The sequence below is a fragment of the Leisingera daeponensis genome, assembly GCF_019801465.1.
Lineage (GTDB): Bacteria > Pseudomonadota > Alphaproteobacteria > Rhodobacterales > Rhodobacteraceae > Leisingera > Leisingera daeponensis_A.
Map to the genome: position 1 here is coordinate 125,968 of NZ_JAHVJA010000004.1, position 26,295 is coordinate 152,262.

30 protein-coding genes are annotated in these 26,295 nt (G+C 59.5%); 18 read left to right on the top strand and 12 right to left on the bottom strand.

Features of this window, described 5'->3' with window-relative positions; translation table 11 throughout:
* Positions 1-16 precede the first annotated feature (16 nt).
* Genes KUV26_RS11555 through KUV26_RS11570 form a run of 4 tightly spaced genes read left to right on the top strand, consistent with a single transcriptional unit; the run spans position 17 to position 4,156 of the window.
* Entirely contained in the window at positions 17-1,144 is a 1,128-nt protein-coding gene (locus tag KUV26_RS11555) for an ABC transporter ATP-binding protein (RefSeq protein WP_222508441.1), read from the top strand.
* Positions 1,144-2,025 carry an ABC transporter permease subunit gene (locus KUV26_RS11560; protein WP_222504183.1) on the top strand — a complete coding sequence of 294 codons (882 nt, stop codon included), beginning with the start codon at positions 1,144-1,146 and terminating at the stop codon, positions 2,023-2,025. The genes KUV26_RS11555 and KUV26_RS11560 overlap by 1 nt, the downstream gene beginning before the upstream one ends.
* A complete protein-coding gene (locus tag KUV26_RS11565; protein WP_222504182.1) occupies positions 2,022-2,837 on the top strand; it encodes an ABC transporter permease in 816 nt (271 codons plus the stop codon). Before KUV26_RS11560 ends, KUV26_RS11565 begins: the two co-directional genes overlap by 4 nt.
* Positions 2,837-4,156 (top strand): NAD(P)/FAD-dependent oxidoreductase, encoded by a 1,320-nt coding sequence (locus KUV26_RS11570; protein WP_222508442.1) that lies wholly within the window; start codon positions 2,837-2,839, stop codon positions 4,154-4,156. The genes KUV26_RS11565 and KUV26_RS11570 overlap by 1 nt, the downstream gene beginning before the upstream one ends.
* On the opposite strand, the gene KUV26_RS11575 is transcribed toward KUV26_RS11570, so the two are convergent.
* The 3 genes from KUV26_RS11575 to KUV26_RS11585 all read right to left on the bottom strand — a co-directional run bounded on the left by KUV26_RS11575 (position 4,129) and on the right by KUV26_RS11585 (position 7,496).
* Positions 4,129-4,929 carry an aminoglycoside phosphotransferase family protein gene (locus KUV26_RS11575; protein WP_261399860.1) on the bottom strand — a complete coding sequence of 267 codons (801 nt, stop codon included), beginning with the start codon at positions 4,927-4,929 and terminating at the stop codon, positions 4,129-4,131. The genes KUV26_RS11570 and KUV26_RS11575 overlap by 28 nt on opposite strands.
* Before the next feature lie 124 nt (positions 4,930-5,053).
* Positions 5,054-5,731 (bottom strand): FlgD immunoglobulin-like domain containing protein, encoded by a 678-nt coding sequence (locus tag KUV26_RS11580; RefSeq protein ID WP_222508443.1) that lies wholly within the window; start codon positions 5,729-5,731, stop codon positions 5,054-5,056.
* Positions 5,732-5,735: 4 nt separating this feature from the next.
* Entirely contained in the window at positions 5,736-7,496 is a 1,761-nt protein-coding gene (locus KUV26_RS11585; RefSeq protein ID WP_222508444.1) for a flagellar hook-length control protein FliK, read from the bottom strand.
* 126 nt (positions 7,497-7,622) lie between these two features.
* Here KUV26_RS11585 and KUV26_RS11590 point away from each other — a divergent pair, with 126 nt between their 5' ends.
* The 5 genes from KUV26_RS11590 to flbT all read left to right on the top strand — a co-directional run bounded on the left by KUV26_RS11590 (position 7,623) and on the right by flbT (position 10,136).
* Positions 7,623-7,922 carry a rod-binding protein gene (locus KUV26_RS11590; RefSeq protein WP_261399847.1) on the top strand — a complete coding sequence of 100 codons (300 nt, stop codon included), beginning with the start codon at positions 7,623-7,625 and terminating at the stop codon, positions 7,920-7,922.
* The gene (locus KUV26_RS11595) at positions 7,909-8,268 is read left to right on the top strand and encodes a flagellar protein FlgN (protein ID WP_222504178.1); all 360 of its coding nucleotides are present in this window, start codon (positions 7,909-7,911) and stop codon (positions 8,266-8,268) included. The genes KUV26_RS11590 and KUV26_RS11595 overlap by 14 nt, the downstream gene beginning before the upstream one ends.
* A 201-nt stretch (positions 8,269-8,469) precedes the next feature.
* Positions 8,470-9,279 (top strand): flagellin, encoded by an 810-nt coding sequence (locus KUV26_RS11600; RefSeq protein WP_222504177.1) that lies wholly within the window; start codon positions 8,470-8,472, stop codon positions 9,277-9,279.
* A gap of 78 nt (positions 9,280-9,357) precedes the next feature.
* Complete coding sequence (gene flaF / locus KUV26_RS11605) at positions 9,358-9,729, top strand: flagellar biosynthesis regulator FlaF (protein ID WP_222504176.1); 372 nt, start codon at positions 9,358-9,360, stop codon at positions 9,727-9,729.
* A gap of 2 nt (positions 9,730-9,731) precedes the next feature.
* On the top strand, positions 9,732-10,136 hold the full coding sequence (gene flbT, locus KUV26_RS11610) for a flagellar biosynthesis repressor FlbT (protein ID WP_222504175.1): 405 nt from the start codon (positions 9,732-9,734) through the stop codon (positions 10,134-10,136).
* An 813-nt stretch (positions 10,137-10,949) separates the two neighbouring features.
* Here the strand turns inward: flbT and KUV26_RS11615 are convergent.
* Positions 10,950-12,278, bottom strand: coding sequence for a FliI/YscN family ATPase (locus KUV26_RS11615; RefSeq protein WP_222508597.1), 1,329 nt, complete (start codon positions 12,276-12,278; stop codon positions 10,950-10,952).
* An 88-nt stretch (positions 12,279-12,366) separates the two neighbouring features.
* On the opposite strand from KUV26_RS11615, the gene KUV26_RS11620 reads away from it, so the two are divergent.
* The 9 genes from KUV26_RS11620 to KUV26_RS11660 are packed head-to-tail and all read left to right on the top strand — an operon-like array spanning position 12,367 to position 16,935.
* A complete protein-coding gene (locus tag KUV26_RS11620; protein ID WP_222504173.1) occupies positions 12,367-12,756 on the top strand; it encodes a FlgB family protein in 390 nt (129 codons plus the stop codon).
* A gap of 11 nt (positions 12,757-12,767) precedes the next feature.
* The gene (gene flgC / locus KUV26_RS11625; protein ID WP_222504172.1) at positions 12,768-13,160 is read left to right on the top strand and encodes a flagellar basal body rod protein FlgC; all 393 of its coding nucleotides are present in this window, start codon (positions 12,768-12,770) and stop codon (positions 13,158-13,160) included.
* Between the two features lie 22 nt (positions 13,161-13,182).
* Positions 13,183-13,479: a flagellar hook-basal body complex protein FliE gene (gene fliE / locus KUV26_RS11630; RefSeq protein ID WP_222504171.1), complete on the top strand. Its 297-nt coding sequence runs from the start codon at positions 13,183-13,185 to the stop codon at positions 13,477-13,479.
* A 3-nt stretch (positions 13,480-13,482) separates the two neighbouring features.
* Positions 13,483-13,755: a flagellar biosynthetic protein FliQ gene (locus tag KUV26_RS11635; protein ID WP_222504170.1), complete on the top strand. Its 273-nt coding sequence runs from the start codon at positions 13,483-13,485 to the stop codon at positions 13,753-13,755.
* A complete protein-coding gene (locus tag KUV26_RS11640; RefSeq protein WP_222508445.1) occupies positions 13,755-14,471 on the top strand; it encodes a flagellar hook-basal body complex protein in 717 nt (238 codons plus the stop codon). Before KUV26_RS11635 ends, KUV26_RS11640 begins: the two co-directional genes overlap by 1 nt.
* A 10-nt stretch (positions 14,472-14,481) precedes the next feature.
* Positions 14,482-15,267 carry a flagellar basal-body rod protein FlgG gene (gene flgG / locus KUV26_RS11645; RefSeq protein ID WP_222508446.1) on the top strand — a complete coding sequence of 262 codons (786 nt, stop codon included), beginning with the start codon at positions 14,482-14,484 and terminating at the stop codon, positions 15,265-15,267.
* Positions 15,267-15,689 (top strand): flagellar basal body P-ring formation chaperone FlgA, encoded by a 423-nt coding sequence (flgA, locus tag KUV26_RS11650; RefSeq protein ID WP_222508447.1) that lies wholly within the window; start codon positions 15,267-15,269, stop codon positions 15,687-15,689. The genes flgG and flgA overlap by 1 nt, the downstream gene beginning before the upstream one ends.
* Positions 15,689-16,429 carry a flagellar basal body L-ring protein FlgH gene (flgH, locus tag KUV26_RS11655; protein ID WP_222508448.1) on the top strand — a complete coding sequence of 247 codons (741 nt, stop codon included), beginning with the start codon at positions 15,689-15,691 and terminating at the stop codon, positions 16,427-16,429. The genes flgA and flgH overlap by 1 nt, the downstream gene beginning before the upstream one ends.
* An 8-nt stretch (positions 16,430-16,437) precedes the next feature.
* Positions 16,438-16,935: a flagellar basal body-associated FliL family protein gene (locus KUV26_RS11660; protein WP_222508449.1), complete on the top strand. Its 498-nt coding sequence runs from the start codon at positions 16,438-16,440 to the stop codon at positions 16,933-16,935.
* An 82-nt stretch (positions 16,936-17,017) separates the two neighbouring features.
* Here KUV26_RS11660 and KUV26_RS11665 read toward each other — a convergent pair whose 3' ends face one another.
* From KUV26_RS11665 to KUV26_RS11700, 8 genes are all read right to left on the bottom strand, one after another.
* Positions 17,018-17,416 (bottom strand): hypothetical protein, encoded by a 399-nt coding sequence (locus KUV26_RS11665; RefSeq protein WP_222504164.1) that lies wholly within the window; start codon positions 17,414-17,416, stop codon positions 17,018-17,020.
* The gene (gene flhB, locus KUV26_RS11670; protein ID WP_222508450.1) at positions 17,413-18,504 is read right to left on the bottom strand and encodes a flagellar type III secretion system protein FlhB; all 1,092 of its coding nucleotides are present in this window, start codon (positions 18,502-18,504) and stop codon (positions 17,413-17,415) included. The genes KUV26_RS11665 and flhB overlap by 4 nt, the downstream gene beginning before the upstream one ends.
* Positions 18,501-19,280, bottom strand: a complete 780-nt coding sequence (locus tag KUV26_RS11675; protein WP_222504162.1) for a flagellar biosynthetic protein FliR — start codon at positions 19,278-19,280, stop codon at positions 18,501-18,503. The genes flhB and KUV26_RS11675 overlap by 4 nt, the downstream gene beginning before the upstream one ends.
* The gene (gene flhA, locus KUV26_RS11680; RefSeq protein ID WP_222508451.1) at positions 19,277-21,370 is read right to left on the bottom strand and encodes a flagellar biosynthesis protein FlhA; all 2,094 of its coding nucleotides are present in this window, start codon (positions 21,368-21,370) and stop codon (positions 19,277-19,279) included. The genes KUV26_RS11675 and flhA overlap by 4 nt, the downstream gene beginning before the upstream one ends.
* Before the next feature lie 429 nt (positions 21,371-21,799).
* Positions 21,800-24,283, bottom strand: coding sequence for a hypothetical protein (locus tag KUV26_RS11685; RefSeq protein ID WP_222508452.1), 2,484 nt, complete (start codon positions 24,281-24,283; stop codon positions 21,800-21,802).
* The gene (gene motA / locus KUV26_RS11690) at positions 24,280-25,149 is read right to left on the bottom strand and encodes a flagellar motor stator protein MotA (RefSeq protein WP_008553318.1); all 870 of its coding nucleotides are present in this window, start codon (positions 25,147-25,149) and stop codon (positions 24,280-24,282) included. The genes KUV26_RS11685 and motA overlap by 4 nt, the downstream gene beginning before the upstream one ends.
* A gap of 78 nt (positions 25,150-25,227) precedes the next feature.
* Positions 25,228-25,842, bottom strand: coding sequence for a MotE family protein (locus KUV26_RS11695; protein WP_222508453.1), 615 nt, complete (start codon positions 25,840-25,842; stop codon positions 25,228-25,230).
* Positions 25,842-26,291, bottom strand: coding sequence for a hypothetical protein (locus tag KUV26_RS11700; RefSeq protein WP_222504158.1), 450 nt, complete (start codon positions 26,289-26,291; stop codon positions 25,842-25,844). The genes KUV26_RS11695 and KUV26_RS11700 overlap by 1 nt, the downstream gene beginning before the upstream one ends.
* Between the last annotated feature and the right edge of the window lie 4 nt (positions 26,292-26,295).

Consider the following 26,295-nt stretch of genomic DNA (forward strand, 5'->3'; position numbering starts at 1 on the left):
CTCACAGGGGGCCGGCTTGACTACATCCGTTTTCGAACCCTGGAACGATCCCGAGGCAAAGCCTTTGATTCACTTCCAGAATGTTACCAAACGCTATGGTGAATTCACCGCCATCGACAACCTGACCATCGACATTTACGAGCGGGAGTTCTACGCACTGCTGGGTCCGTCCGGCTGCGGCAAGACTACGCTCATGCGGATGCTTGCCGGTTTTGAAACCCCGACCGAAGGCAAGATTTTCCTGGCCGGGCAGGATATCGCTCCCGTGCCGCCGAACAAGCGCGCGGTTAACATGATGTTCCAGTCCTACGCGCTGTTCCCGCATCTGTCGGTTTGGGAAAACATCGCCTTCGGCCTGAAACGCGAGAAAATGCCCAAACATGACATCGGTGATCGCGTCGAGGCGATGCTGAAACTGACCCGGCTGGAGAAATTCGCCCGCCGCAAGCCGCATCAGATTTCCGGCGGCCAGCGCCAGCGCGTTGCCCTGGCCCGTTCGCTGGCAAAGCACCCGAAATTGCTGCTGCTCGACGAGCCGCTGGGCGCGCTGGACAAGAAGCTGCGCCAGGACACCCAATTCGAGCTGATGGACATCCAGGAAAAGACTGGCACCACATTTGTGATCGTGACCCACGACCAGGAGGAGGCGATGACCGTGGCTTCCCGCGTCGCTGTGATGGATCACGGCAAGATCATCCAGGTGGCGACGCCCGACCGGATCTACGAAAACCCGAATTCAGTCTACGTCGCAGATTTCATTGGCGACGTGAACCTGATCGAAGGCAGCGCAAAACCAAATGGCAAGGATGCCTACGCCCTGTCCTGGCACGAGGGCCACGAACCGCTGACCGTGAAATCCCCGAATGTATTTTCCGACGGGCAGAAATGCCATCTGGCGATCCGGCCGGAAAAGGTGTCGATCAGCGCGGAAAAACCAGCAGAGGCCGACAATGCCGTGCAGGGCCGCATTCTCGATATCGCTTATCTCGGCAACATCTCCACGTACCATGTAGAGCTGCCCACAGGCACGGTGATCAAGGCGCAAACCGCCAACACCCGCCGCATCGCCCGCCGCGCCTACACCTGGGAAGACACTGTCTGGCTGTCCTGGACCGCCACGGCAGGCGTTCTGCTGGCTGAATAATGCGCCGGTATTTCCTGATCGCCATTCCCTATGTCTGGCTGGTGGCACTGTTCCTGGTGCCTTTTGCCATCGTCTTCAAAATCTCGCTGTCTGATTACGCGGTATCCATCCCTCCGTATGTACCGCGCTTCGACCCCGAGGCGGGCATCGGTGCCCTCATCGACGCCCTTGATTTCGAGAACTTTATCTGGCTGACCGAAGATGACCTGTATTGGAAAGCTTACCTCAGCTCCCTGAAGATCGCACTCATCTCGACGTTCTTCACCCTGCTGGCGGGTTATCCGATCGCCTATGGCATGGCACGCGCGCCTGAGGAGTGGCGGCCAACGCTGATGATGCTGGTGATCCTGCCGTTTTGGACCTCCTTCCTGATCCGCGTCTACGCGTGGATGGGCATCCTCTCGAACGAAGGCTTTCTCAATCAGTTCTTGATGTGGATCGGGGTGATCTCCGAACCGCTGACTATCCTCAACACAAATTCCGCGGTCTATATCGGCATTGTCTACACTTACCTGCCTTTCATGATCCTGCCAGTCTATTCGGCACTGGAGCGCCTGGACGGCTCGCTGATCGAAGCCGCGGAGGATCTGGGGTGCTCTCGCCTGACGGCGTTCTGGCTGGTGACCATTCCAATGTCCAAGAACGGCATCATTGCCGGCTGCTTCCTGGTCTTCATTCCGGTGCTGGGTGAGTTTGTGATCCCGTCGCTGCTCGGCGGCTCCGACACGCTGATGATCGGCAAGGTATTGTGGGAGGAGTTCTTCTCAAACCGTGACTGGCCGGTGGCATCCGCCGTGGCGGTGGTCTTGCTGCTGCTCCTTATCATTCCGATCGTGCTGTTCCAGCGCAACCAGCAGAAACAGCAGGAGGCAGACCAATGAACCGAATGAGCTGGTTTAACGCCGTATCACTGACCCTCGGCTTCGCCTTCCTCTACATCCCGATGGTGATCCTGGTGATTTTCAGCTTCAACGAAAGCAAGCTGGTCACCGTCTGGGCCGGTTTCTCCACCAAATGGTATGGCGAACTGCTGCAGAACGATGCGTTTCTGAACGCTGCCTGGGTGACACTGAAAGTGGCTGTGTTCTCTTCCACCATGGCGACGGTCCTGGGCACCATCGCGGCTTATGTGCTGGTGCGCGGAGGACGGTTCATGGGGCGGACACTGTTCTCCGGAATGATCTATGCACCGCTGGTTATGCCGGAGGTGATAACCGGGCTGTCGCTGCTCTTGTTGTTCATCGGCATCGGGCTGGACCGCGGCGTGCTGACCATCGTGCTGGCGCATACCACTTTCTCCATGTGCTATGTGTCTGTTGTGGTGTCCTCCCGCTTGGTGAGCTTTGACCGCTCGCTGGAGGAAGCAGCACTCGATCTGGGATGTTCCCCGGCGGAGGCCTTCCGTCTTGTGACCCTGCCGATCATTGCACCCGCGGTGATTTCAGGCTGGCTTCTGGCCTTTACCTTGTCGCTCGATGACCTGGTGATCGCCTCCTTCACTTCCGGCCCTGCAGCGACCACCTTGCCGATCAAAATCTTCTCTGCCGTGCGCCTGGGTGTCAGCCCAGAGATCAACGCGCTGTCGACGATCATGATCAGCATCGTTACCGTGGGTGTCATCACCGCCTCGCTGGTGACCAAGCACCATGTGGCGCGCCAGAAACGGGAGGAACAGGCGGCGGTGCGCGCCTGATGCGCCGGATCTTCTCCGACTACGCCTATGGTCCCGCCCCGCGCAGCAACTGCTGGTGGGACGAGACCGTCCAAGCCCCTGAGTGGCCGGTGCTGCAGGACAACCATTCCGCTGATGTGGCAATCATCGGCGGCGGTTTCACCGGCATATCGGCAGCACTCCACCTGGCCGAATCCGGTATTTCCGTTGCCGTGCTGGAGGCGGAGACACCAGGCTGGGGCGCATCCGGGCGCAATGGTGGCTTCTGCTGCCTTGGCGGTTCGAAACTGTCCAGCGCCGCACTGCGCAGGTTTTTCGGCAGGACCGCTGCTGATTCATACGGCGCCAGCGAAGAAGCTGCTGTGCAGCTCGTGCAAGACCTTCTGGCATCGCATGGCATTGATGCCGACACTCACTCGCACGGGGAAACCCAGTTGGCGCACAGTGCAAAGGCGGCGCGCTCACTGCTCGCGCAGGCAGAAGAAATCCGGAAGACAGGTGGAAAGCCCAACTTCCTGCACCGCGACCAATTGGCGGAGTTCGGGCTGAACGGCAATTTTCACGCTGCCCTGACAACGCCCGTCGGTTTCGCCCTGAACCCGAGAAAGTACCTGTTTGGCCTGGCCAGTGCAGCGCGGAAAGCCGGGGGGAAATTGTTTCAGCGCAGCGCAGCCTTGGCCGTTAAGCCGGCCGGCGGCACCTATGAAATAAAGACAAATCAGGGGGTATTGCGCGCCGGAAGGGTTGTCATCGCCACCAATGGCTATTCCTCCGAGGACTTGCCGGGCTGGCTGGCCGGGCGGTACATGCCCGCGCAGTCGACGGTCATGGTCACACGGCCGCTTTCCGAAACGGAGCTTCAGAACCAGGGTTGGTTCTCGCACCAGATGGCCTACGACACGCGCAACCTGCTGCATTATTTCCGGCTGATGCCGGACAGGCGCTTCCTGTTTGGGATGCGCGGCGGGCTGCTGGCCTCGCCCTGGGCTGAGGCCGGCATCCGGCGCACATTGCGGAAGGATTTCGAAGCGATGTTCCCGGCGTGGCGCAGTGTGGAAACCACACATTGCTGGTCCGGCATGGTCTGCCTCTCGCGCAATCTTGTGCCCTATATCGGCCCGGTGCCCAATCACACAGGCATGTTTGCTGGTCTCTGCTATCACGGTAACGGTGTCGCAATGGGCAGTTATGCCGGGCGGCTGCTCAGCGATTTGGTGCAGGGGCGCTCACCGGAGCTGCCCTATTCCCCCGTTGTGCAACGGATGCCGCGCTTTCCCTTTGGCCGCGCCCGACGGGTGCTGATGCCGCCTGCCTATGCGGTCTTGGGCCTGATGGACTGAAGCGCCTCGCGTTCCAGTTCATAGGCCTGCCAGTCCTTCTCCCCGCCGCGGTCGGCCCGCCACAGGCAATAAGCCGCCATCCGCCAGTGGAACCAAGGCATAAGCGCAAGGGTCCTTCCGGCAATCCTGGGATCCGGGTAGGCCCGCAAAAAACAGTCCTTCTCCCTCATTGACAGCGGCGCTCCCCGGTACATCAGTTGCATTGCGGGAGACAAAAACAGTGCAAGATCTTCTGCAGGATCGCCGACTTGAGGACATTGCCAGTCAATCAGCGTCAAAGTGCCGTCGTGCGCCAACAGGTTGCCGGGCACCGGGTCGCCATGAATAAGCAGCGGTTGAGGCAGCGGTGGAACACGTCCCAGCGGGCGCAAGGCAGCCAGCTGCCCGCCGCGCTTGCAAACCCGCAGGATATTCAAGGTTTGCACTTCCAATGCCTTGCTCCCGTTCACACCGTCCGGCAGCCCGGGCGGCGGTGCCAAATCATGCAAACGACCCAAAAGCCGCGCCACATGGGCGGTGTCTTCCTGCCAGGGGCTGCCGTTGACATGGGCATACCCCAGCCACTTCCGGCCCTCGAATTCTCCGGTTTGCACTAGCGGCGGCACCATACCGGTCCCGGACAGCGCCGCCAGGATCGCACCTTCCCGGGCCGGATCATTGGCAAACAGAGGATTTGGCCCGTCCTCAGTATATAGCTTGATCACCAGCCCGCCAGCCCGCCAGACATGGTTGGAGCGTCCGCCGGTCAGACGCCGCGGAGCAGGCACATGCAGCCCCTTTGCAGACAAAAAGGCAAAGAAACGGGCTTCGAACTGGTCAGGCAGCGGTTTCAGGGTAGCCTCCGGAGTTGTGCCGCCTTGTTCTTAGACAGTTTTTCCGGCCGCGGATACCGCAGGCTTAACCCGAAGGGTCACGCAGTGCACTGACGGAGGAGGCCAGAACCACCGAACCGCCCTTCGTTATGAGCCCAACTTCGCCGCCCTGCATCCGGGTCTCGTTCACCTTGAAGTAGACTTCAGCGTACTCCTGCAGCAGCAGGTCGTCACCTTTCCGGCTCTCGACAACAAAGGAGTATTCTCCGGCTTCCAACGGATTGCCGTCCTCATCCAGGCCGTTCCATTCGTAGGGTTCAGCGGAAACCGGCAAAGCGACGCGCTGCACTTCGGTGCCGTTCGCATTCTTCACAACCAAAGTTACAGAATCAGCGGCGGCGGCCGGGTTAGGCGCGATGGTGACCGTATTGCTGCCGTCGAAATAGCCAGGCGCAACCGCCCGCGCCTCCATGCCAACCCAGCCAGAAAGGGCTGCCATATTGGCCAAGCCAAGCTGGGATTGCAGCCCCTCCAGCAATGTGTTGCTTTTGGTTTGCTGCTCGACCATCGAGAATTGCGCCAGTTGTGCCGCATATTCGGTCGAATCGAGCGGCTCCAGCGGATCCTGGTTTGTCGCCTGTGCCGTCAGCATCTTCACGAAGGTCTCGAAATCGGACGTCAGCCCGGAGGTTTTTTGCGAACTCGCCGGCTGCGGGCTGGATTGCGCTGCGGGGTTGCCCGCAGAAGTTACTGCAGATGTCATCTGGTCAAACCCTCATATCTACGCCGGCGGTTCCGAGCCGGAGGTTTTGTGTTGCTTGTTCACCGTTCGCCGGAGCGCTTCCAGGCTGCGCTTCCGCCCTGCCGCCTGCCTGTCCGGTGCCGTCCTTTGCTCCATCTTCAGCACCGTTGCTGCCGGTCCCGCCGCCGCTGAATTCAAAGGAAATGTCCTCATACCCCATGCGGCGGAACTCTTCGGCCAGTTCATTGATGTGGCGGCGCATCAGGTCGCCTGTCTCCGGACGCTCGGTCTGGATGATCATTGTGATGCCTGTTTCACTGGTCACCACACGCATTTTAACCTGCCCCAGTTCCTGCGGATTGAGACTGACCTCGACCTTCTGCTCACCCTTGGCGGCAAATGCTTCGGCAATCTGGGCTGCGATCATCCGGGGAACTTCCGGCCGGTGCGCTGCGGGCGAACCAAAAGAAGCTTCTGCCAGTATCTGGCTCAGCCCCAGTGTTTCGCCGGAAAGGCCTAGCGCCGGGGAAAGCGGATCCGCATCGCTGCTTTCTCCCATCATCCCGCCAGCCAGAAGCGGCTGAAAAACTGCCGCAGTCTGCTGGATCGCCTGCAGTGCCGGCGGCGGTTGAATTCCCCCGGCATTGTACGTCACGGAAACGGTCTTTCCGGCAGCAAACGGCTCAGGCGGCCGCTCTGCGGAAACCTTTACACTATCCGTGCCGACTTCCGCATTGCGGGTTGCGGCCCGGGGAGTTTGCTGACTGGCCGAAAGTGCCTGTACCGCGGCTTGTGCGCCAGGCTGAACGCTGCGCACGGCACCTTCCGGCCTCTTGGCGGCATCTTGTTCAACCGCTTTCTCATTTGGAAAACCGGAAACTGCTCTGGCCGCAGCCTGTTCTTCCGGGGCTTGGCCGCCAGGAACATTACTTCGGAACCCCGGAACCGGCTGTTCCGTTGCCCCCAGCTTGACAGGACTTCTGCCCTCAGGTCTGCCTGCATCTGCCTGTGACCTTATATCAGCATTTTCCAAACCGGCTGCAGCTCTGATGGGGACGGCATGTTTCTCCTCTTTCCGGAGAGGAACAGCCTGCATGCTTTGGTTTTCGCCGCCAGAGCGTTCTGCAGTCTGACCTTTGGCCGCTCCTGCCGCCATGATTTGCGGCGACGCTTCCGAAACCGGGGCCTCTGCGCCCGCGTTGCCCGTTGTGCCCGCTGCCGAGTTGCCGCGGGGCTGTGACGCCGCCGGCTCTGCGCTGCTGATGTTCACTGCAGGCTGAGGTGAGCTTTTACCGTCCGGGACGTCAGCAGTTTTACTGCGCTGCACGGCCTCAACACCATTAGATTCGGCAGCCGTTTCTCCCGCGCTCCCTTTACCGTTCGGGACTTTAGGCTCCCGAGGCAATTCATTTCCGGGAACTGCCGCTATTTCGCTTTCCAGCGCCGGTTCGCCAGCATCCTCAGCGAAGGCTTCTACTGGAAACTTTTCAAGAGTGCCCGGCTCTATGCCGCCCTCTTCAGCACCCGCTGTCTCTATGTCCTCTCCGCTAAAGGCTTCCATTTCGCTGCCAGCTTCCGAAAGCTTCGCGTCGGCTTTTGCTGCCTCCGCAGCAGATTCGCTATCGGTTGAGGCAACATTTCCAGATGAACCGCCGCGGTCCGGATCAGATGTGAGAAAATCCGAAAAATCTCTAGAACCACTTGATTCTCTTGCTTTTCCCGTTGCAGCAGACGTCGCTTTCCCGCCTGCGGCAGGTTCGACACCAAGGATCGAATTCATCATCATGATCTGTTCCAGACATTCTATCTCGACCCCCAAGGCTTAACCCAAAGCAGTTACGGCAATTTTAACCGGTTGCAGCGCAGTCTCGGAAAAATCGATGGAATTCGAGTTTCAACCGGAGAACCGGACATGACAGATCTATTGCCCATCCCGCTTCAGACCACGTCTGCAGCCACCCCGGTGCGGCCTGCAATCAGCGACCCGCTGCGCGAGGCAGCAATTGAGCTGGAAGCCACTTTTCTCGCAGAAATGCTGAAATCAGCCGGCCTCGGCGAAGCCAGTGAAGCTTTCGGCGGCGGCGCTGGGGAGGAGCAATTTTCCAGCTTTCTGATCCGCGAACAGGCCAACCAGATTTCCCGTTCCGGCGGCATCGGGCTGGCCGAATCACTCTATCACGCACTGAAGGAGACCCAAGGTGAGCAACCCTGAACCGCAGCAATTGATTGATGAACTTGACCAGGTCCTAGACCGCGAACGCACTGCTCTGATGGCAGGAGACCTGGGCAAGCTGGAAGAGCTCCTGGCCAAGAAAGAGAAAATCATCAGCAAACTGAACGCCGTTTCGGAACTGGAACGCGAGTCTCTGGAACAAGTGCAGACCAAGCTGTCGCGCAACCAGAGTCTGTTGGACAGTGCTATGGACGGGATCCGGTCAGTAGCGGCGCGAATGGCCGAATTGCGCCGCATCCGCAAGGGGCTGGACGTCTATGACCAGTCCGGACGCAGGACCCGCTACGGCACCCGCAGCGGTGCAAAGCTGGAAAAACGGGCGTGAGTGCAATTTGGGAAAAATTCTAGAAAACCAAATCCCGCCATTAGCACTCCCTTAGCAACTCCTACGCCAAAGTCGCCTTGCACCTGATGAAGGGTGGCGCGGAAGCCGGACGGTGGAACGCACAGTCAGAAAGACGTCACACAGCCCCGGAGGGGCAAGTAATTCAGGGGCCAAAGTGCCCCGCAGCTAAAGGAAAAAGCTATGACCAGCATTCTGACCAACAACGGCGCAATGGTTGCTCTGCAGACCCTGAAGTCGGTGAACAACAATCTGGAAGAAACCCAGAACCAGATCTCGACCGGTAAAGAGGTCGGCATGGCGAAGGACAACTCCGCTGTCTGGGCCATCTCCAAGTCCATGGAATCCGACATCCAGGCCTACGAAGCTGTGGGCGATGCCCTGAACTTCGGCGAGGCAACCGTGGCTGTTGCCTCCTCCGGCATGGAGCAGATCGTTGAGACCCTGAAGGAAATGCGTGAACTGGCGGTTGCCGGCGTTTCGCAGAACGTTGACCACGCCAAGATCGAGGCTGACCTGGCCAAGAAGAAGGAACAGATCGAATCGATCATCGACTCGGCCAGCTTCAACGGCGCTAACCTGCTGGATACCGCTGTCACATCGCAGCTGGACGTTCTTGGCGGCATCAGCGCATCCGGCGACGTGATCACCGTTTCGGCAATCGACACCGGTGCGTCTCTGGATACCAGCGACATCGACGCGCTGACCTCCGCAAATGCCGAAGACGTTCTGACCCAGATCGAAGCCCTGCTGACGTTCGCAATCGACTCCGCGGCCCAGCTGGGTGCAGACAGCAACCGTCTGTCCGATCAGAACGACTTTGTGTCGAAACTGACCGACTCGCTGAAATCCGGTGTCAGCACGATGGCAGACACCAACATGGAAGAGGCGTCGGCCCGGTTGAAAGCGCTGCAGACCCAGCAGCAGCTGGCTGTGCAATCGCTCTCGATCGCGAACCAGGCGCCGCAGACTCTGCAGCAGCTGTTCCGTTAACAGCCTGATCCGGGGCGCTGATCGCGCCCCGGTCTTCCCCTCTCAGAGAACCTGAAGAATAATACGTTAGGAAAACACGTGAATGCCCTTCTGAAGGCGAAGAGTGCCTATTCGGCGGCAAAGACCCCGACCCGGACAGCAAAGAATTTCGAGTATGAAGTGATTGCCCGCATCACCCGCAGGATGATCATGGCGACGCAAAAAGGCCGTGAGGGGTTCAATGAGCTCGCAACCGCGCTGAATGACAACCGGAAGCTCTGGTCCATTTTCACTGTCGACATCGCTTCGAAAGGCAATCCCCTGCCGGATGACCTGAAGCAGAACTTGTTCGAGCTGGGAGAATTCACGAGACAACACACCACCAAAGTGCTTCAGCGCAAGGCCGATGTCCGGCCGCTGGTGGAAATCAATACGGCCATCATGCGTGGCCTCCGCAGCGGAGCATCCTGAAAATGAGCGGACTTGTCCTGAAACTTGCCCCCAAGGAGCGCGTCCTTGTAAATGGCGCGGTGATTGAAAACGGCGACCGCCGCAGCCGCCTGTCCATCGTCACCCCTGATGCCAATATTCTGCGTTTACGAGACGCAATTCATCCGGAAGAAGCCAATACCCCGGTACGCAGGGTGTGCTACGCTGCCCAGCTGATCTTGTCGGGCGACGCAGACCCGGAAGAAGAACGCCTTCCGATGCTGCGGCGGATCGAGGAGTTGAGCCAGGTGTTCACCGACCCGGACAGCCGGGCTTCCATAGCGGAAGCAACCGACGCCCTGATCAGCAACAACCATTACCGCTGCCTCAAGGCTCTGCGCACTCTTCTGCCGCGCGAAGAACGTTTATTCGCCGTCAGGCCGTCCTGATCAGGTATACAATCTTAGGCCGGTCACAGGGGAAACCCCTTTTGGCCGGCCAAGATGGACTGAAAAAATTCCTGCAGGACAAGCACCTGAAGAGGACCCCTGCCCCATTTGCCGCGAGACTTGCTGACACCATCCGCAGCGGTTTTTAAGCTCAGCAGGTTATTCCAAACAAGGTCGGCCAGAAGCCCTGGGCCCCCGCCCCCCCTTCATAAAGCGCACTGCCAGTGAAAAGCACCCAGCAGAAGTCCCGGTCGGGCAGCTTGCGGCTACTCCAACCGGATAGATCCCAAGCCGCAAATGTTGCCCACTGCCGCCCTTAAGACCTGCAAGCGGCCATCATTGCCACATTCAGGTCGCAGCAAAGTGGTGCTCAGGCGGGTATGCTACTGCCGACCGTACAACCGAGCCAAGTAAATCGAGGTTTCGTCGAACATACGCGGGCCACTGCAACGCGCTACCTGACTGAGATCGCAACACGCTTGCGTTTCCGGCGGACAGGCTTCGGAGACTTCTGGTGCCGCGCAGCTGTGGTGTATGTCTCCAACGGTGCACTCTCACAGATGCCTGCAGACTGAAAACAATCCAGCCCCGTACCAAGGGTGGCGTCGCCTGAATTGGACTCTTGTGCAATCGAACAACTGATTGATGCCTGAAATTAAAGAATGCGAACCGGCCGAACATTGCAGCCCGGTACAATGACAATGAACTTCCTTTTGCCGCTCGTTTCAGGCCCTATTTACAGCTAAAGCGGCTACTAGCGGCTAGATTGGATTCACAACAGCGTTCCGTGAACCGGCGCAGCTAAGACGCGTTTCAGCGCCCGGCCTTGGCGCGGCGCAACAGCAGCAGCAGCCGGTTGAAGCTGCTGGTGATGCCCTCCGGATCCTCGCGGCCAAAAAACGCATCCAGTTCAGGCCACAGCTTCACCGCCTGATCCAGCACCGCGTCATTTCCCTCGGCATAAAGCCCTGCCCGGATCATCACCTCCGATTGTTCGTAGGCTCCCAGGTATTTACGCACATCCTGGATGGCCGCGTTCTCGTCTGCGGAAGCCGCGGCAGGCAGGCTGCGAGATACCGAGCGCGACACATCAATAGCCGGAAACCGCCCGCGTTCGGCAATTTCCCGGTTCAGCACGATATGCCCGTCAAGAACTCCGCGCAAGATATCCGCAATCGGCTCGTCCATGTCGGACCCGGCGACAAGAACACTGAAGACAGCCGTAATGTCGCCCTGTCCTTCGCCACCCGGCCCAGCCCGTTCGCAAAGGCCGGTAATCAATGGAGTCACAGAGGGCGGGTATCCGCGCAGCGCCGGAGCCTCGCCGGAAGCAGCGGAAATCTCCCGGTGCGCCTCTGCGAAACGAGTGACCGAGTCGGCCAGGAACAACACGTTTTTCCCTTGGTCCCGGAAATGCTCGGCCACGGTCATGGCCGCCCAAGCGCAACGGCGGCGCACCAGCGCGGACTGGTCGGATGTGGCGGCCACTACAACAGCCCGACGCATGCCCTCCGGCCCCAGCACCTGCTCAACGAAGTGATTCACCTCGCGGCCGCGCTCACCGATCAAGGCCATTACCACCACATCCGCTTCCATGCTTTGCGCCAGTTTCGCCAGAAGTGATGATTTTCCGACCCCGGAGCCGGCAAAAAGGCCGACCCGCTGCCCCTGAACAATCGGGAGAATCGTGTTCAAAACCGCCTGGCCGGTGGCCAGCCGCTCCCCCATGGAACGCCGGCCGGCTGCCTTGGGCGGCGGCGCCATCAGGTCACGGGGCGTAGAACCGGGAAGCATCGGACGGCCATCCAGCGGTTCTCCAAACGGATCAATGACCCGGCCAATCCAATGATCGCTGGGAGAAAACTCCGGTGACGGATGCAGCAGAACCGGATCTCCCATTGCGGCACCATCCGGTGCGCGATCAGGTAACATACTGATACTACGCCCGTTAATTTTCAGAACTTCACCATGCAAAGCGTCTTGCGGACCCCGGCGCAATACCAGCCGGTCCCCGATCCGTGCTGCTGCAGCGAGGCCGGTGATTTCAATCTCCCCACCCGAAATCCCGGTTACCCGCCCGACTTGGGTCACCAGGCGCTTTCCGGCAATTTGACGGGTCAGTGCTTGCAGCTCTGCTTTCATCGAAGCGGCCTCCCTTGATGTACTGAAAACAATTTCTAAAGGAATCGGGGTTAAGCCTTGATTGAAATCGATCAAGGGAGAAGCCCTGGTGTTCACAGAATTGAACGTATTCAAAATCGCCTATTCAATGGCGACCCATGCCGGCAAACGCCAGGCACTGGTTTCCCAGAATATCGCCAATGCCGATACACCGGGTTACCACGCAAAAGATATCAAGCCCTTCAAAGAAGTCTTCGCCGCAGGTGCCCGCCCGGCCAGTATGGTCGCGTCACGCGGCAGCCATTTGAATGGCACTGCAGGCAGCGGCATCGACTGGGCTGTCACCTCAACAGATGCAGGCAGCGACCCCAATGACAATTCAGTTTCTGTGGAGACCGAACTTTTGAAAGGGGTCGAGGTCGAACGCCAGCACAAGCGCGCCATGGCGATCTACAAATCCTCCATGAACATCCTGCGCGCAAGCCTGGGCAAGAATTGAGGGGATGAGCGATGAGTGAATTTTCCAGAGCACTTTCCGTCACCGCCAGCGGTCTAAAGGCCCAAGCCGCACGGCTGAGGCATGTGTCCGAAAACATTTCCAACGCTGACACCCCGGGCTACCGCCGCAAGACTGTGCCCTTTGAAGCCGTGCGTGAGCTGCAGACCGATGTGGAACATGTGCGCACCGGCAGGGTCACCCTGGACCGGCGGGACCTGGAGGAGGTCTATGACCCCTCCCATCCGCTGGCGGATGCAAGCGGGCATTACGAAGGCTCGAATGTCGATCTTATGATCGAGATCGCCGATGCCCGGGAAGCCCAGCGCAGCTACGAGGCCAACCTGAAGATGTTCGAGCAGACGCGCTCAATGTCGGCCTCCTTGATGGACCTTTTGAGACGATAACTGAAAATTTTGGAGATCCAGAATGGATATTCGCAGTCTTTCCGCCGCCAGCGGCTATGCCGCCGCCCGGCCCGCAACCAAAGTCGACCCCAATCATGACGCCGCTGGCGCAGGCGCACGCCTGAAAGAAAGCTTCGAGAGTTTCGCAGCAACCCTTCAGAGCAGTGAGCAGGTTTCCGTGCAAGCAATGACCTCTCAGGCTGATCCGCATGCTCTGGTGCAGGCACTCGCTCAGACTGAGCTGGCGGTGGAAACCGCCGTCACGGTGCGCAACAAGGTTGTTGAGGCCTATCAGGAAATCCTGAGGATGCCGGTCTGAAACATGATGAGCGAAAGCCTCTTCTATGACACCCTGCGCCAGGCCATGTGGGCAGCCGTGACCATGTCGACACCAATCCTCGTTGTCGCCTTGGTCGTCGGGCTGACCATCGGCCTGTTCCAGGCCCTGACCTCCGTGCAGGAGATGACGCTGACCTTCGTTCCGAAGCTGACAGCGATCATTGTCGTGTTCTGGATGACCATGGGCTTCATGACCCAAACGCTCGTGGCCTTTTTCGATGGCCACGTCGTTCCAATGATTGCCGGAGGCTTGTAATGGAAACAGCAGGTTACGCCACGCTTTCCCGTCAGTCGGGGCTGATGCGCGAAATGCGTGTCATCGCGAACAACATCGCCAACTCCGCCACCACGGGCTACCGGCAGGAAGGGCTGATTTTCTCGGAGTTCGTGCAGTCGTCATCCGGGCAGGAATCGCTGTCGATGTCGCGGGCCAACATCTTCAACACCTCCATGGAGCAGGGTCAGCTCACCAAAACCGGCGGGTCATTTGATTTCGCCGTCGAGGGTGAGGGTTTCTTCATGGTCGAAACGCCCCAGGGCGAGCGGCTGACACGCTCTGGAGCGTTCTCCCCCAACTCCGCAGGCGACCTTGTTACCATGGACGGTTTCCGGGTCTTGGACGCAGGTCGCGCGCCGGTCTTCGTCCCGCCGGATGCCGGCAAGATCGAAGTGGGCGCTGACGGCTCCATCAGCGCGAACGGGCGCCTGCTAGGCCAGCTCGGTCTGTTCAAGCCGATGGAGAAGCACTCGCTGGTGCGCGAGGACGGAGTGATGTTCCGCGTCGACGGCGAAATCGAGGAATCTTTCGACTCAAAAGTCCTGCAGGGCTTTCTGGAAGGCTCCAACGTGAACGCGATTTCCGAGGTAACCCGGATGATCGAAGTGCAGCGCGCCTATGAAATGGGCCAGAGCTTCCTGCAGTCGGAAGACGAGCGCATCCGCAATGCCATCAAGAACCTGATCAAGACCTAGGAGAATCCAGATGCGTGCCTTGAAGATTGCCGCGACCGGCATGAGCGCCCAGCAGCTGCGGGTGGAGACCATCTCCAACAACCTCGCTAACATGAACACCACTGCCTACAACGCCCGGCGCGCCGAGTTTGCGGACCTGCATTACCAGCAGATTTCGCGGGCCGGCACAGTGAACGCCTCCGACGGCACCGTCCTGCCGACCGGCGTGCAGGTGGGCCTCGGCGTGCGTCCGGCTGCCGTATCGGTGCATCTGGCGCAAGGCGCGCTGCAGCAGACCAACAACGATCTGGATGTCGCCATCGACGGCAAAGGCTACCTGGAAGTGACGCTGCCTTCCGGTCAGACCGCCTATACCCGCGACGGTGCTCTGAAACGCACGGCGGAAGGTTTAATCGTGACCTCCGACGGTTTCGCGGTGTCGCCGGAAATCACCATTGCGGACGATGCCACCAGCATTTCAATCAATGCCGAGGGTGAAGTTTACGGATATTTCAACGAAACCACCGAAGGCCAGCTGCTGGGCCAGCTAACACTGGCAAGTTTCACCAACCCCAAAGGGCTCGAGGCAATCGGCAGCAATCTGTTTACAGAAACCGAAGCCTCCGGCGCGGCCACCGTATCCACCGCGGGCGAAGACGGTTTGGGCACTCTGCGCCAGGGCTACCTGGAGGCCAGCTCGGTTGATGCGGTGCGCGAAGTGACCGAACTGATCGAGGCCCAACGCGGCTACGAAATGAATGCCAAGGTCATCTCGGCTGTCGACCAGATGATGGGTGCAACTACACAGGTGCGCTGATGAAATTTGCTCTTGCCTGCCTGACTGCTGCTGGTCTCTGCACCCCGCCCGCCTGGGCAGAGTACCTCGTTCCAATGCGCACAATCCGTGCCAAAGCGATTGTGAACGCGGAAGACCTGGCCTTGAAAAAGGGAGAAATCCTTGGCGCGCTGTCGGATCCGTCGGAGGTGGTCGGCATGGAAGCGCGCGTTGCGCTTTATGCAGGCAGGCCCCTGCGTCCGGGCGATATCGGCCCACCCGCCATCGTCGAACGCAATGACCTGGTGACTCTGATATTCCGTCAGGGCGGTCTGTCCATCGCCGCGGAGGGCCGCGCCCTGGGACGCGGCGCCGCCGGCGAGGCTGTCCGGGTCATGAACCTTTCTTCCCGCACCACTGTCACAGGCCGGATTACCGAAGACGGCTCCGTAGAGGTAAACTGATGTCCAAGAATTTTTCTCCCGTTAAACCGCTACTGTTCGGGCTGACCCTGCTGGCTGCCTGCGGCCGGATGGACCACCTGGGCAAGGCACCGTCCTTCACCCCGGCCAATGAATCGCCGGAGCATGTCGCGATGCTTTACCAGGGACTGCCTGCTCAGACGCAGACCCGGCGCACTGTTGACGGCTCCTCTCTTTGGAGCGGTTCACAGCAATCGCTTCTGGGCGACCGCCGTGCCATCAAGCGCGGCGATATCCTGACGGTGGTGATTGAAATCGACGAGGAAGCGGAAATTTCCAACGACACGCAAAGGTCGCGTTCGGGCTCCGAAACCCTGAACATGCCGCAGTTGCTGGGCCTGCCGCAACGGCTTGACCGGAAACTGCCGGAAGGCGCCTCCTCGGCTGACGCCGTAGAGCTTGGCAGCTCCAGCGCGTCAGGCGGCAAGGGCTCCGTCAAACGAAGCGAAAAACTGGAGCTGCGGGTCGCCGCGACGGTTGTGGATGTGCTGCCCAATGGGGTGCTGGCAATCAGCGGCACCCAAGAGCTACGGGTAAACTTCGAACTGCGCGAGCTTCTTGTTACCGGCTATGTCCGCCCTCAGGATATCAGCCGCCAGAACGAAATCACCTATGACAAGATCGCCTCTGCCCGGGTCTCTTACGGCGGCCGCGGCCAGATCACCGATGTTCAGCAGCCGCGATACGGCCAGCAGCTGCTTGACGTTGTCCTGCCGTTCTGAGGATTGTCATGCTGTCTAAACTCCTGCCAGTCATCCTGCTGATCCTGGGAACCGGAGGCGGAATTGGCGCCGGCATAATGCTGGCGCCCGCGCCTGAGGAAACCCAAGTGTCGGCCGGCGCCGAAGCGGCCCATACCCCCGTAGCGGCTGTAGAGGACCCCGCTGAAGAAAGCGAAGAGGACCTGCGTGAATACATCAAGATCAACAACCAGTTCGTGGTGCCGGTTGTCGACCGCGAGCAGCTGACTTCCCTGGTCGTCATCTCGCTCAGTCTTGAAACTGCAAAAGGCACAAGCGAAAAAGTGCGCGCCTATGAGCCCAAGCTGCGCGATGTCTTCCTGCAGGTGCTGTTCGATCATGCCAACATGGGAGGTTTTCGCGGAGCTTTCACCCGTTCGGATGTGCTGGAGCCGCTGCGCACAGCTCTGCGGGAGGCTGCGCAAAAACAGATCGGCAAGGGTATCTATGATGTTCTGATCATGGAGATTTCCCGCCAAGACGTCTAGGCCGCCAGGAGCGGGCCCATCGAAACAAACAAAGGCCGGTCCCGCAGGACCGGCCTTTTTTCTTTTTCCGCAGGCTGTTCATTCAGCCTTCCAGAAGTTTATCCATCAGCGCCTTGGCCTGGGCTGCCTTGTGCCGTTTGCGCTCGGCAGCGGCCATGGTTTCAACGGCATGTTTGCGTCCGAAGGCCTGGCGCAGCTGATCCATCATCCGCAGTTTTTGCGCCGTGGCTTTGGCCAGATCCATGTTCAGCTGGCGCCGTGTGCGGGTATGCCAGCCCTGCCAAAGGAGGTCTGCGCCAACAGCTTTCATCGTGTGATCGCCTTCTGTCTGTTCCCGGGAGGCCTGCACCTGTTCATTGAGCCGCGCCAGTTGACCGCGCAGTTCCGCTTCTCGTGCCAGTGCCGGCTGGATCTTGGCATGCTCCTGCATGTACTGCGCGGCTGTTACAGCCGCCATTTGATCAAGCATCTTCTGCTTCATGTAACTTTCCCCTTGGCGCGCTTGCGCATTTCCTCTGCAAAGCGGATCGCCGCAGCCACCGGCGCGTAATGTTCTTCCAGGATTTCATCACCGATTTCGACCGTGGCATGCAATGCACGGGCGGTTGGCGGATCGCTGTGGATCGGGACCGCGTTCTCGTTGGCCACGCGCCGGATAGCTGCGGCGACTTCATCAACCCCTTTGGCCACGCAGACCGGCGCAGCCCCCTTTTCCCGGCTCCATTTCAGCGCAACCGCGTAATGGGTCGGGTTGACGACAACGACATCCGCTTTCGGCACATCAGCCATCATCTGCCCCATAGCGATCTCCTGACCTCTCTGGCGCCTTTTGCCCTTCATATGCGGATCACCTTCGGCATCCTTCATTTCGTCCTGGATTTCCTTCCGCGACATCATGTTCTTGCGGCGGTGTTCCGCATGCTGAAAAACCGCGTCCACAACCCCGATAGCCAAGGCTATGACCAGCGCCAGAAACAGAAACTCCAGGGCCAGTTGCGACAGCATCAGCACAACCGATTGCGGCCCGGTCCCGGAGGATGAAATCATGTCCGGCAGACGGTGGCTGAGGTAAACGCCCAAGCAAACAGAATAGAGTGTCAGCTTCAGGAAGCTTTTCAGGAATTCAAACAGACCGGAGCGGCCGAACTTATTCTTTGCGTTGGAAATGATCGAAATGCGCGACAGTTTCGGCTCCAGCTTACTGGGCGCGAACACCAGGGCGCGCTGACCGATAATCGACAACAGAACAAGGGCAAAGGGCACCAGGAACCACGGAATTAGGGGCCGCACCACGCTGCCAGCAAAGCCGCCTGCAGTGGATGCAGCAGATCCACCGCCGAAAAACAGCGGCGCCAACCGGTCTGGCTGATCAAGAAACGCCATCAGAGCAGTGCCGGTCCCCTCCACGCTGCTGCTGCCAGCCGCGTAGAACGCGACAATCACCCCCAGATAGGCAGCCGCCACAGACAAGTCAGTGGACTTGGCAACTTCACCCTTTTCACGGGCTTTGCGGAGCTTCTGCTCTGTCGGCTCAAATGACTTGTCAGCGTCGTCGTCCTGGCCGCTCATGGCATTCCGCCTCCGGGGTTAGACAGAAAGGCCATCAAGGCACGGGTCCAGACATCCAGAATCATCGGACTGCCAACCATCAGGATGAATAGTCCGAAGAAGGTGATCACCGGCGCGCCGACCATGGCCACCATCAACTGCGGCATTGCCCGGTTGATCACCCCGAGCGCCAAGTTATAGATCACCGCAGTGATAACGAAGGGCGCTGCCAGCGTGAAGGCCATGGAAAAACTCTCGGATACCCGGAACACCCCCCATTCAGTCAGCCCGGCAGCAGCGGGGAACTGGCCGGCCGGGAACATCCGGTAGGACCCGATCAGCAGCTCCGCAACCCGCACGTGCAGCCCCAGCATGACGGCCAGGGTCACACCCGAGATCATCAGTACCGCCCCAAGCGCAGGCATCGGCTCAGCCCCGATCCCGCCCAGAACCTGCGACAGCGACGTGCTTTGCGCCGCCATGGCGCCGGCAGTTTGCAACGCCAGAACAAAAATCCGGGCGCCAATGCCCAGTGCCAGGCCAATGATGGCTTCGGTTACCGCAAACCTGGCATAACCCCAAACTCCGTCGGGTTCAGGAAAGGGCGGCAGAGCCGGGGCCACAATGAAGGTAAAAGCTACTGCAATCGCCAGCTTGACCCGGGTGGGCACGTAAAGCTCCCCCATCGCAGGCAGCACCGACACCATGGCAGAGACCCTCAGGAAAACGATGGCCGCATGCCAAAATCCTGCCCCCAGCAGCAACACCAGCTCTGGCGGAAGGAAATTCAAGTTCATGCGGGAACCATCCCGACGAGGGCAGGACGCGCCTCTAGGCCGATCTCTTCGAAAGACAGAACCGGATTTGTGATACCGCGCGATTTCAGAATTGTCTTCAGATACCGGCGGCGCCGGGTGGATGTCACCACAGCGGCGAAGACCCCCTGATCCGTGATCGTTCCCAGCTTTTCGCTAAGCCCGTCGGCAAGCCGGTTGAATAGGTCTGGCGGCAACGCAATGTCCAACCCAGCTCCCTGCGCGTCCACCTGGTAGGTGGAGAACTTGTCCTCCCATTCCGGTGCCAGCTGGATCAGCGGGATGGTTCCGTCCTCGCGCTTCATCTCTGCCACCAGCTGGAAGCCCAGACGCTGGCGCACATGCTCACAGATCAGCTCCGGCTGGGTGGTGTGCATCCGCGCCTCGGCAATCGATTCGAGGATCAACGGCATGTTGCGGATTGAAACCCGCTCCTCCAGCAGCAGCCGCAGCACTGCATGAAGGGTATCCATGGGCACCTTGTCCGGCACCAGCGCATCCAGCAGTTTGCGGTTGGCTTCAGCCCGGAAGCCGTTGGACAGCTGGGTCATCTCATCCAGCAGGCGGCGCAGCGACTTGAGTGTCAGCAGGCGGGAGAAATTCTGCTTGATGATCTCCAGCAGGTGGGTGGCAAGGATTTCCGGCGGGGTGACGACAGTGGCCCCGGCCAGCGCGGCCTGTTCCTGCGACTTGGCAGAGATCCATCGGGCCGGAGCACCATAAACCGGTTCGGTCACATCAGTGCCGGGCGGCAGCGCGTCTTGATTGTCCGGCATCAGTGCCAGCACCATGTCGGGATGCAGGGTACCGCGCACTTGTTCAACCCCGTGCACCTTGATCACATAGGTTCCCCTTTCCAGATCATGCTGATCTGTCAGCCGGATTTCCGGCAGGATAAGCCCGAATGTGGTGGCGATATGGGACCGCATATTCGCAATCCGCGCATCCAGGCCTGTGCCTGCGTCCAGCACCATGCTGACCAGGTCCGGAGAGAATTCCAGGTGCAAGTCATCCAGATCCAGAATGTCGCCCAGCTGCCGCGAAGCGGAGGGGTCCGAGGCTTCTTCGATTTTCTCTTCGATCTCAGCCTCTGCGTCATCCTTCATCTTCTTCGACATCCGGAAAGCAATGAATCCGAGCACACCGCCGCCGGTCACGAAAGGCAGAAACGGCAGTCCCGGGACCAGGGCAAACATGATCATCAGCACCGCCACGGTGGTCAGCGCAGCCGGGTGGCGGCCGAACTGATCGAACAGGGCGATGTCCGTGGATCCGGTTGTGCCGCCGCGGGCAAGCAGCAGCGCGGCCGCAATGGAAATGATTACCGACGGAATCTGCGACACCAGGCCGTCACCGACGGTCAGGATGGCATAGGTCTCAAACGCGCTGCCAACCGGCATGCCGTGGACCAGAACGCCCATGATCAGTCCCATAACCAGGTTCAGCAAAGTGATCAGGAGGCCGGCAACCGCATCGCCCTTTACGAACTTCGAGGCACCATCCAGCGAACCGAAAAAGGTTGTTTCCTGCTGATCGCGCTCCCGGCGCTCCTTGGCGGTCTGGTGGTCAATTGCGCCCGCCGACATATCGGCGTCGATGGCAAGCTGCTTGCCCGGCATTCCATCCAGAGCAAAGCGGGCACCCACTTCGGCCATCCTTGCAGCACCTTTTGTGATCACCATAAAGTTCACGATGAGCAGGACACCGAAAACCACCAGACCAAGGAAAACGCTGCCGCCCATGACAAACTGGGCGAAGCCTTCGATCACGTTGCCCGCTGCATCGGTACCGGTATGCCCCTGACCTATGATCAGCTTCGTGGAAGACACGTTTAGCGACAGCCGCAGCATCAGCGACGCCAGTAGGATCGTAGGAAAGGAGGAGAAATCCAAGGGCCGTTCAATGAAGAGGGTGATGGTGAAGATCAGGATAGCCAGCGCAAACGAGGCCGCAAGTCCGACATCCAGAACCCAGGCAGGCATTGGCAGGATCATCATCACGATGATCGCCATCAAGGCCAGTGCAAGAAGCACGGTCGGGCTAAAGAGTTGTTCTACCGTCAGCTTAGGCAAAGGTCACGCCCCGCAATTTGCTTGCATTCAACCGGGTGGAGGCCAAGGGCTGTATGATGGATAGCTGCCTCGGGCATATGCTCACCAAACCGCAATGCCGCTGAAACAGCGTGGGCCGGTGCTGGCAACCTTCCAGCTGCCTGCCGCAGGCACACCCTCCAGCAGTGGCTGGAGGCCGTTAAAACCTGCTCTAATAAGGGGAGAAACAGAGCATTTGCCGAAGAAGCAATCGCCCGGTACGCTGTGGCCGTTGCACGCAGATGCAGCCCTTTCGGGCGGTTAATTGTATAGTTCGCCGGCATTCTGCCCGTTCCAAATCAGGATTTACCCGTAGGTCACGTTACCGACAGCTGGTTGACAAAGTGTTATCAAATCGCGCAACGGCCGCCCCTGAACGGGACGGCCGGTAGAACACAAATCCTGTGTAAATTATTGACCTTCTTCGGGGTTTTTCACACCGGAACTGATCTGGTTCAGCAGGTCCGCAATGCCACCACGTGTGCCCTCACTGCTTTCCACCAGAGCTCTTGCATGAGCCAGGGGCGCCAGGCCCTCAGGATCCTGAGCGGTGTCGCTGATTTGCGTGGTAACCGAAGCCACAGTCCCGAATGGCATCGAGGCATCGGTCCCCATAGCTTCGATTGCGCCAAGATTTTCGGAATGCCAGAAGCCGCGGGCGGCCGCATCAGTTTCTTCTTCTGCCAGCAGATACTCTCCCGCGCGGCCATATTCACCGTTGCGCCACAACGCCTCTGCCCGCATGCGGTTGGCGTCGGAACCTTCCAGCCCCATAAGTTCAACAAGTGCCCGGTGCGGTTTATCCAGATCCAATGCAGCCTCCGCCATCAACAAGCGGCGGGTTTCATTTCCCGGCTCCAGCGCAAGTTTGGTGAGCAAATTCTGGGCTTGCTCGGCAAAACCCAAATCGAGAAGCCTGCGTGACACTTTCGTGGCTACCGGTACCGCTTCTGCTGGGGTTGCCTGCCTGGAAAAGACGAGCGAATACTGCAGGAAGGTGACATCATCCGCGCGTTCTGCCAACAAAAGCATCAGCGGCTCCAGCGCCGCGGCGCGCGCATTAGGTCCGTCCCTTTCCGTCACGCTTTTCAATTCCTCGAACGAATCGTGGAATTGGCCCATCAGTGCCAGTGAGGCGACCAAGGCCTGGCGCAGCCCCGCACCCAGATCCGTTTCGCGGTTTTCCAGCTCGTAGGAGGCAATCAAGTCCGGCACATCGGGTGAAAGCGCTTTGCGTTCCTTTACACTCAGCGCAACCAGATCAATCAGGGCGGCTGGCGCATTGCCAGTCCTTTCGGCGACTTCGCTGGTCAGCTCCTCCGCCATGGTTTCGGTGTCGCCTTCCAGCTCTGCAATTGCCGCTTCAGCCAGATTGATCTCAGGCACTTCCTCAACCCCGGTGCGGTCCACTGCCCGCAGCACAGACTCAGCAATGTGATGGTTCCCGGTTTCGGCAAACATCTTGCTGAGCCGCGGCCCCAGATGCACCCGCAAGTGCACTGGAAGCTTGGAAAACGATTGCTGTATTGCATCGGTATTGGCGCTTTTCTTGACTGCACCATCAGCCAAGGCGCCCCACAATGCGCTGTCGCTGTCACAGCCTTGCTGGCCTGAAAGCGCGTGATTGACCGGCAAGACAGCGCCATCCATCAGCATCGCCATTGCATCCAGCAATTCCACTTCAGTGCTTTCCTGCTCTTCAGGCGGCAGAATGGTCAAAATCGACCGGGCCTCGGCCCCGAAACTGAAATAAAGGTAGAGCCGGGCAAGCGAATAGACGCTTGCCGGATTTACGTCGTCAAACTCCCGCACCAAGGCGCTGCGCAGCGGTGCGAGCTGATCCGCAAAGGCGCTTTCGTTGCCCCAGGTCTGAATGGCGACAACCTGGCTTTCGAGGCAATGAGACGCCTTGCTGCCGTCACCTGCCAAAGCTGCAAACAGACCGGTTTCACGATCAATCGCCGAAGTGACGGAAATATGGTCGAGTGGATTGAGCGGCCTGTCAGCCCCGCCAAGCGGATCCAATCCGGAAATTGTGTCCGCAGCCGGCATTCCGTCTACCGCGACATTCAACAGGCCTTGATTGGCAGCCCGGCCGATCTGCTGCAGCAGCCGCCGTTCCGACGCACCAACTGCCGCTGCACGTTCGGATTCCTCCATATCGAGAAGCAGTGCTGTCTCGGGAAGCCCAGAGGCTACCCCTGCAGGCAGAGCCGCTGCCGCTGCTTCGTCATTTTCCGGCGCGGCCGGAAGGGGGCCGCCATCCAGTGGCAGTGTTACTTCCTTCAGTTCTGCTGCTCGTTCCTCCGCTGCGGCGGATGCGGGTTCTGCACCAGCCCGCGAAACATATTTCCGCGGGAGACCTGCATGCGTGCCCTCGGACACTCCGGCAGCCACCACCGCCAGTTCAAGTGCCAGGCGCGCATCTGTTGCAGCCGTCTCGGTAAATCCAAAGCGGTAGCCCGATCGCGGCGCCAGAGTTGTCAGCGGCAGCACACTGGCTCCAGAACTGAATTGCGATTTCGCTGAAGCATTGCCGCCGTCACGGATGTCTACCACGAGGTATCCGTTCTCCTGGACATAGGACGTCACAGAGCAATCGCAGCCGAGCTGCATACGCAGCGGCTGCCCCGGACCGTTCTGCGCCAAGGATTGCAACCTTGTGCGCGGAATCAGATTGAACACCCGCGACGTGTCAAACACCGCATCCGGCGCATCGATGTTCACCGTCGCCGTCGTCCCGCTTTGTGTCAGCGACCAGTCGGCACCATTCGGCAACCGCATCACCAGACGCGTGAACCCCTTATGCTCACCGGAGCGGGTGACAATCGTCTGCGCCTGGGCTGCGACTGCCGTCAGTAGAATGGCCGCTGTGGCAAATGCTCGCCAGATCATGCCGCGTCCTGTTTCACCGATTTGAGGGCTTCTTCAAGTTCCGAGAAGCCTGGCCGGAAATGCGAGGGCGTATTCTGGCGGCCGACCTCAATGCAGATAGCCGCAGCATGGTTGTGCAGATTGGCAACCAGAACTTCTCGGATCAGTTGATAAAAATGAGCATCCTCCTCAACCACGGCTTTCACCTTGCCCGCGAAGGGGGCAACCAGGCCGTAAGAGAGGAACACCCCGAGGAACGTGCCAACCAGCGCACCGCCGATCAGCTTACCCAGAACCTCTGGCGGCTGGTCGATCGAGCCCATGGTCTTGATAACGCCCAGAACCGCGGCAACAATTCCCAGCGCGGGCAGGCCATCAGCCATGGTTTGCAACGCATGGCTGGAGTGCAGCGCGTGGTGCAGGTTTGCTTCCATCCGCTTTTCCAGGACTTCCTCAACCTGATGCGGATCATCGTAGTTCATGGACGCTGAACGCATGGTATCGCAGATCAGGTTGACGGCTTCCTTGTCGCCGAGAATCTTGGGATATTTGTTGAAGACCGAGGAATTTTCCGGATCCTCGATATGCTGCTCCACTTCAACCGGATTGGCCCGGGCAATGCGAATCAGCGCGAACAGCAGGCAAAGAAGGTCGCGGTAATCATCCGGCTTCCACTTAGGGCCTTTGAACACCTTTCCGATATCTTTGAGCGTGTGCTTCACGCCGCCCATGTCGTTGGCAATCAGGAAAGCCCCGACAGCAGCGCCGCCAATCATCATCATCTCAAACGGCAGCGACTTCAGGATGATCGCCATCTTGCCGCCGGCCAGTAGGTATCCGCCGAACACCATGGCAAAGATCACGACAATGCCTACAATCCCGATCATAGGTCCACTCCGAATTCCGTTGGTTTTTATAAGATTAGGCGAGTCTTCCTAAGGAAAGACTAAGCCGCCGCGCCCAAGTTACTCCTTGGGCACGGATCCGTTGCGTCCGGCCAGCACCACACTGATCGTATAGGCCACCTCAGGACTGAGACCCGCCATGATTCCCGCCGCCGCCTCAGACTGCATCCGGGCCAGGAACCCCGCAGCAAATGCCGGATCCATTTCCTCGAACAAAGCTGCTGCTTCCTTGGGCTTCATTTGCTCATAGACTGTGGTGAGCCGGGTCACATCCGCCTCAGTCGCGCCATCAGCCAATGCGAGTGTCGCCCTCAGGTTTTCTTCTGCTTGCTCCAGCGCCGCCAGTTTTTTGTCGATTGCCTGGTCCGCAATCTCCAGCGCCTTCATGCGGTCCTGGATTTCCGCCTCCCGGGCGGCCAGAACCTGTTCGCGCTGCTGAAACGCGGCCAGCATGGTCTGAAGCTCTGCAGACGTAGGCATCGCATCGCGATGCGGTTCGCCCTTGTGCGCGGTCTCGTCCTGGTTCGCGTCCTTCAGACCCGCTACTTCCCGCGCAATTGCAGGTCCGGCTTCAAGCCCCAGCCTTACCACGGCAGACCCCATCAGCAGCAAGGCCAGCATCATTAGCGTGCCGCTGCGCCGGAAGCGTTTATTTTTCTTTGCGCCCTTGGCCATCACGCCACCCGGTTCTGGCTGCGATTGTGGCGCACAAACATCAACCCGGAAGACTTAGGTTCCTCCTGGACCTCGGCCGCCGGCTGCGGATCCGCCTCATAGGCGGCTGCCATCACCTCATCTTCAGCAGCAGGCGCAGCCTGCGCCGGCGCAGCGCTATCAGCCTCGGGAATGTCATGCATTGAGGCCATCATCAGTTCAAGCCGCTGCGCCACCGATTCGGCCCGCCCGGTCAGCTGCTGCAGAGCCTTGCTGGAACCATCGGACACCTGTTGTGCCGATTGCAGGGATTTGTTCAGGTCATCGACCTGCGCGGACAGAACGGCAACCGCGCCGCCCACGCCTTTTTCCAGGTCATTGAACCGCTTCAGCCGGCGCGACAGCACCAGACAATAGAATCCGGCGCCCAGCGCTCCGGCTGCAAGCAGGATATCAGCAATAATGTCCATCCTG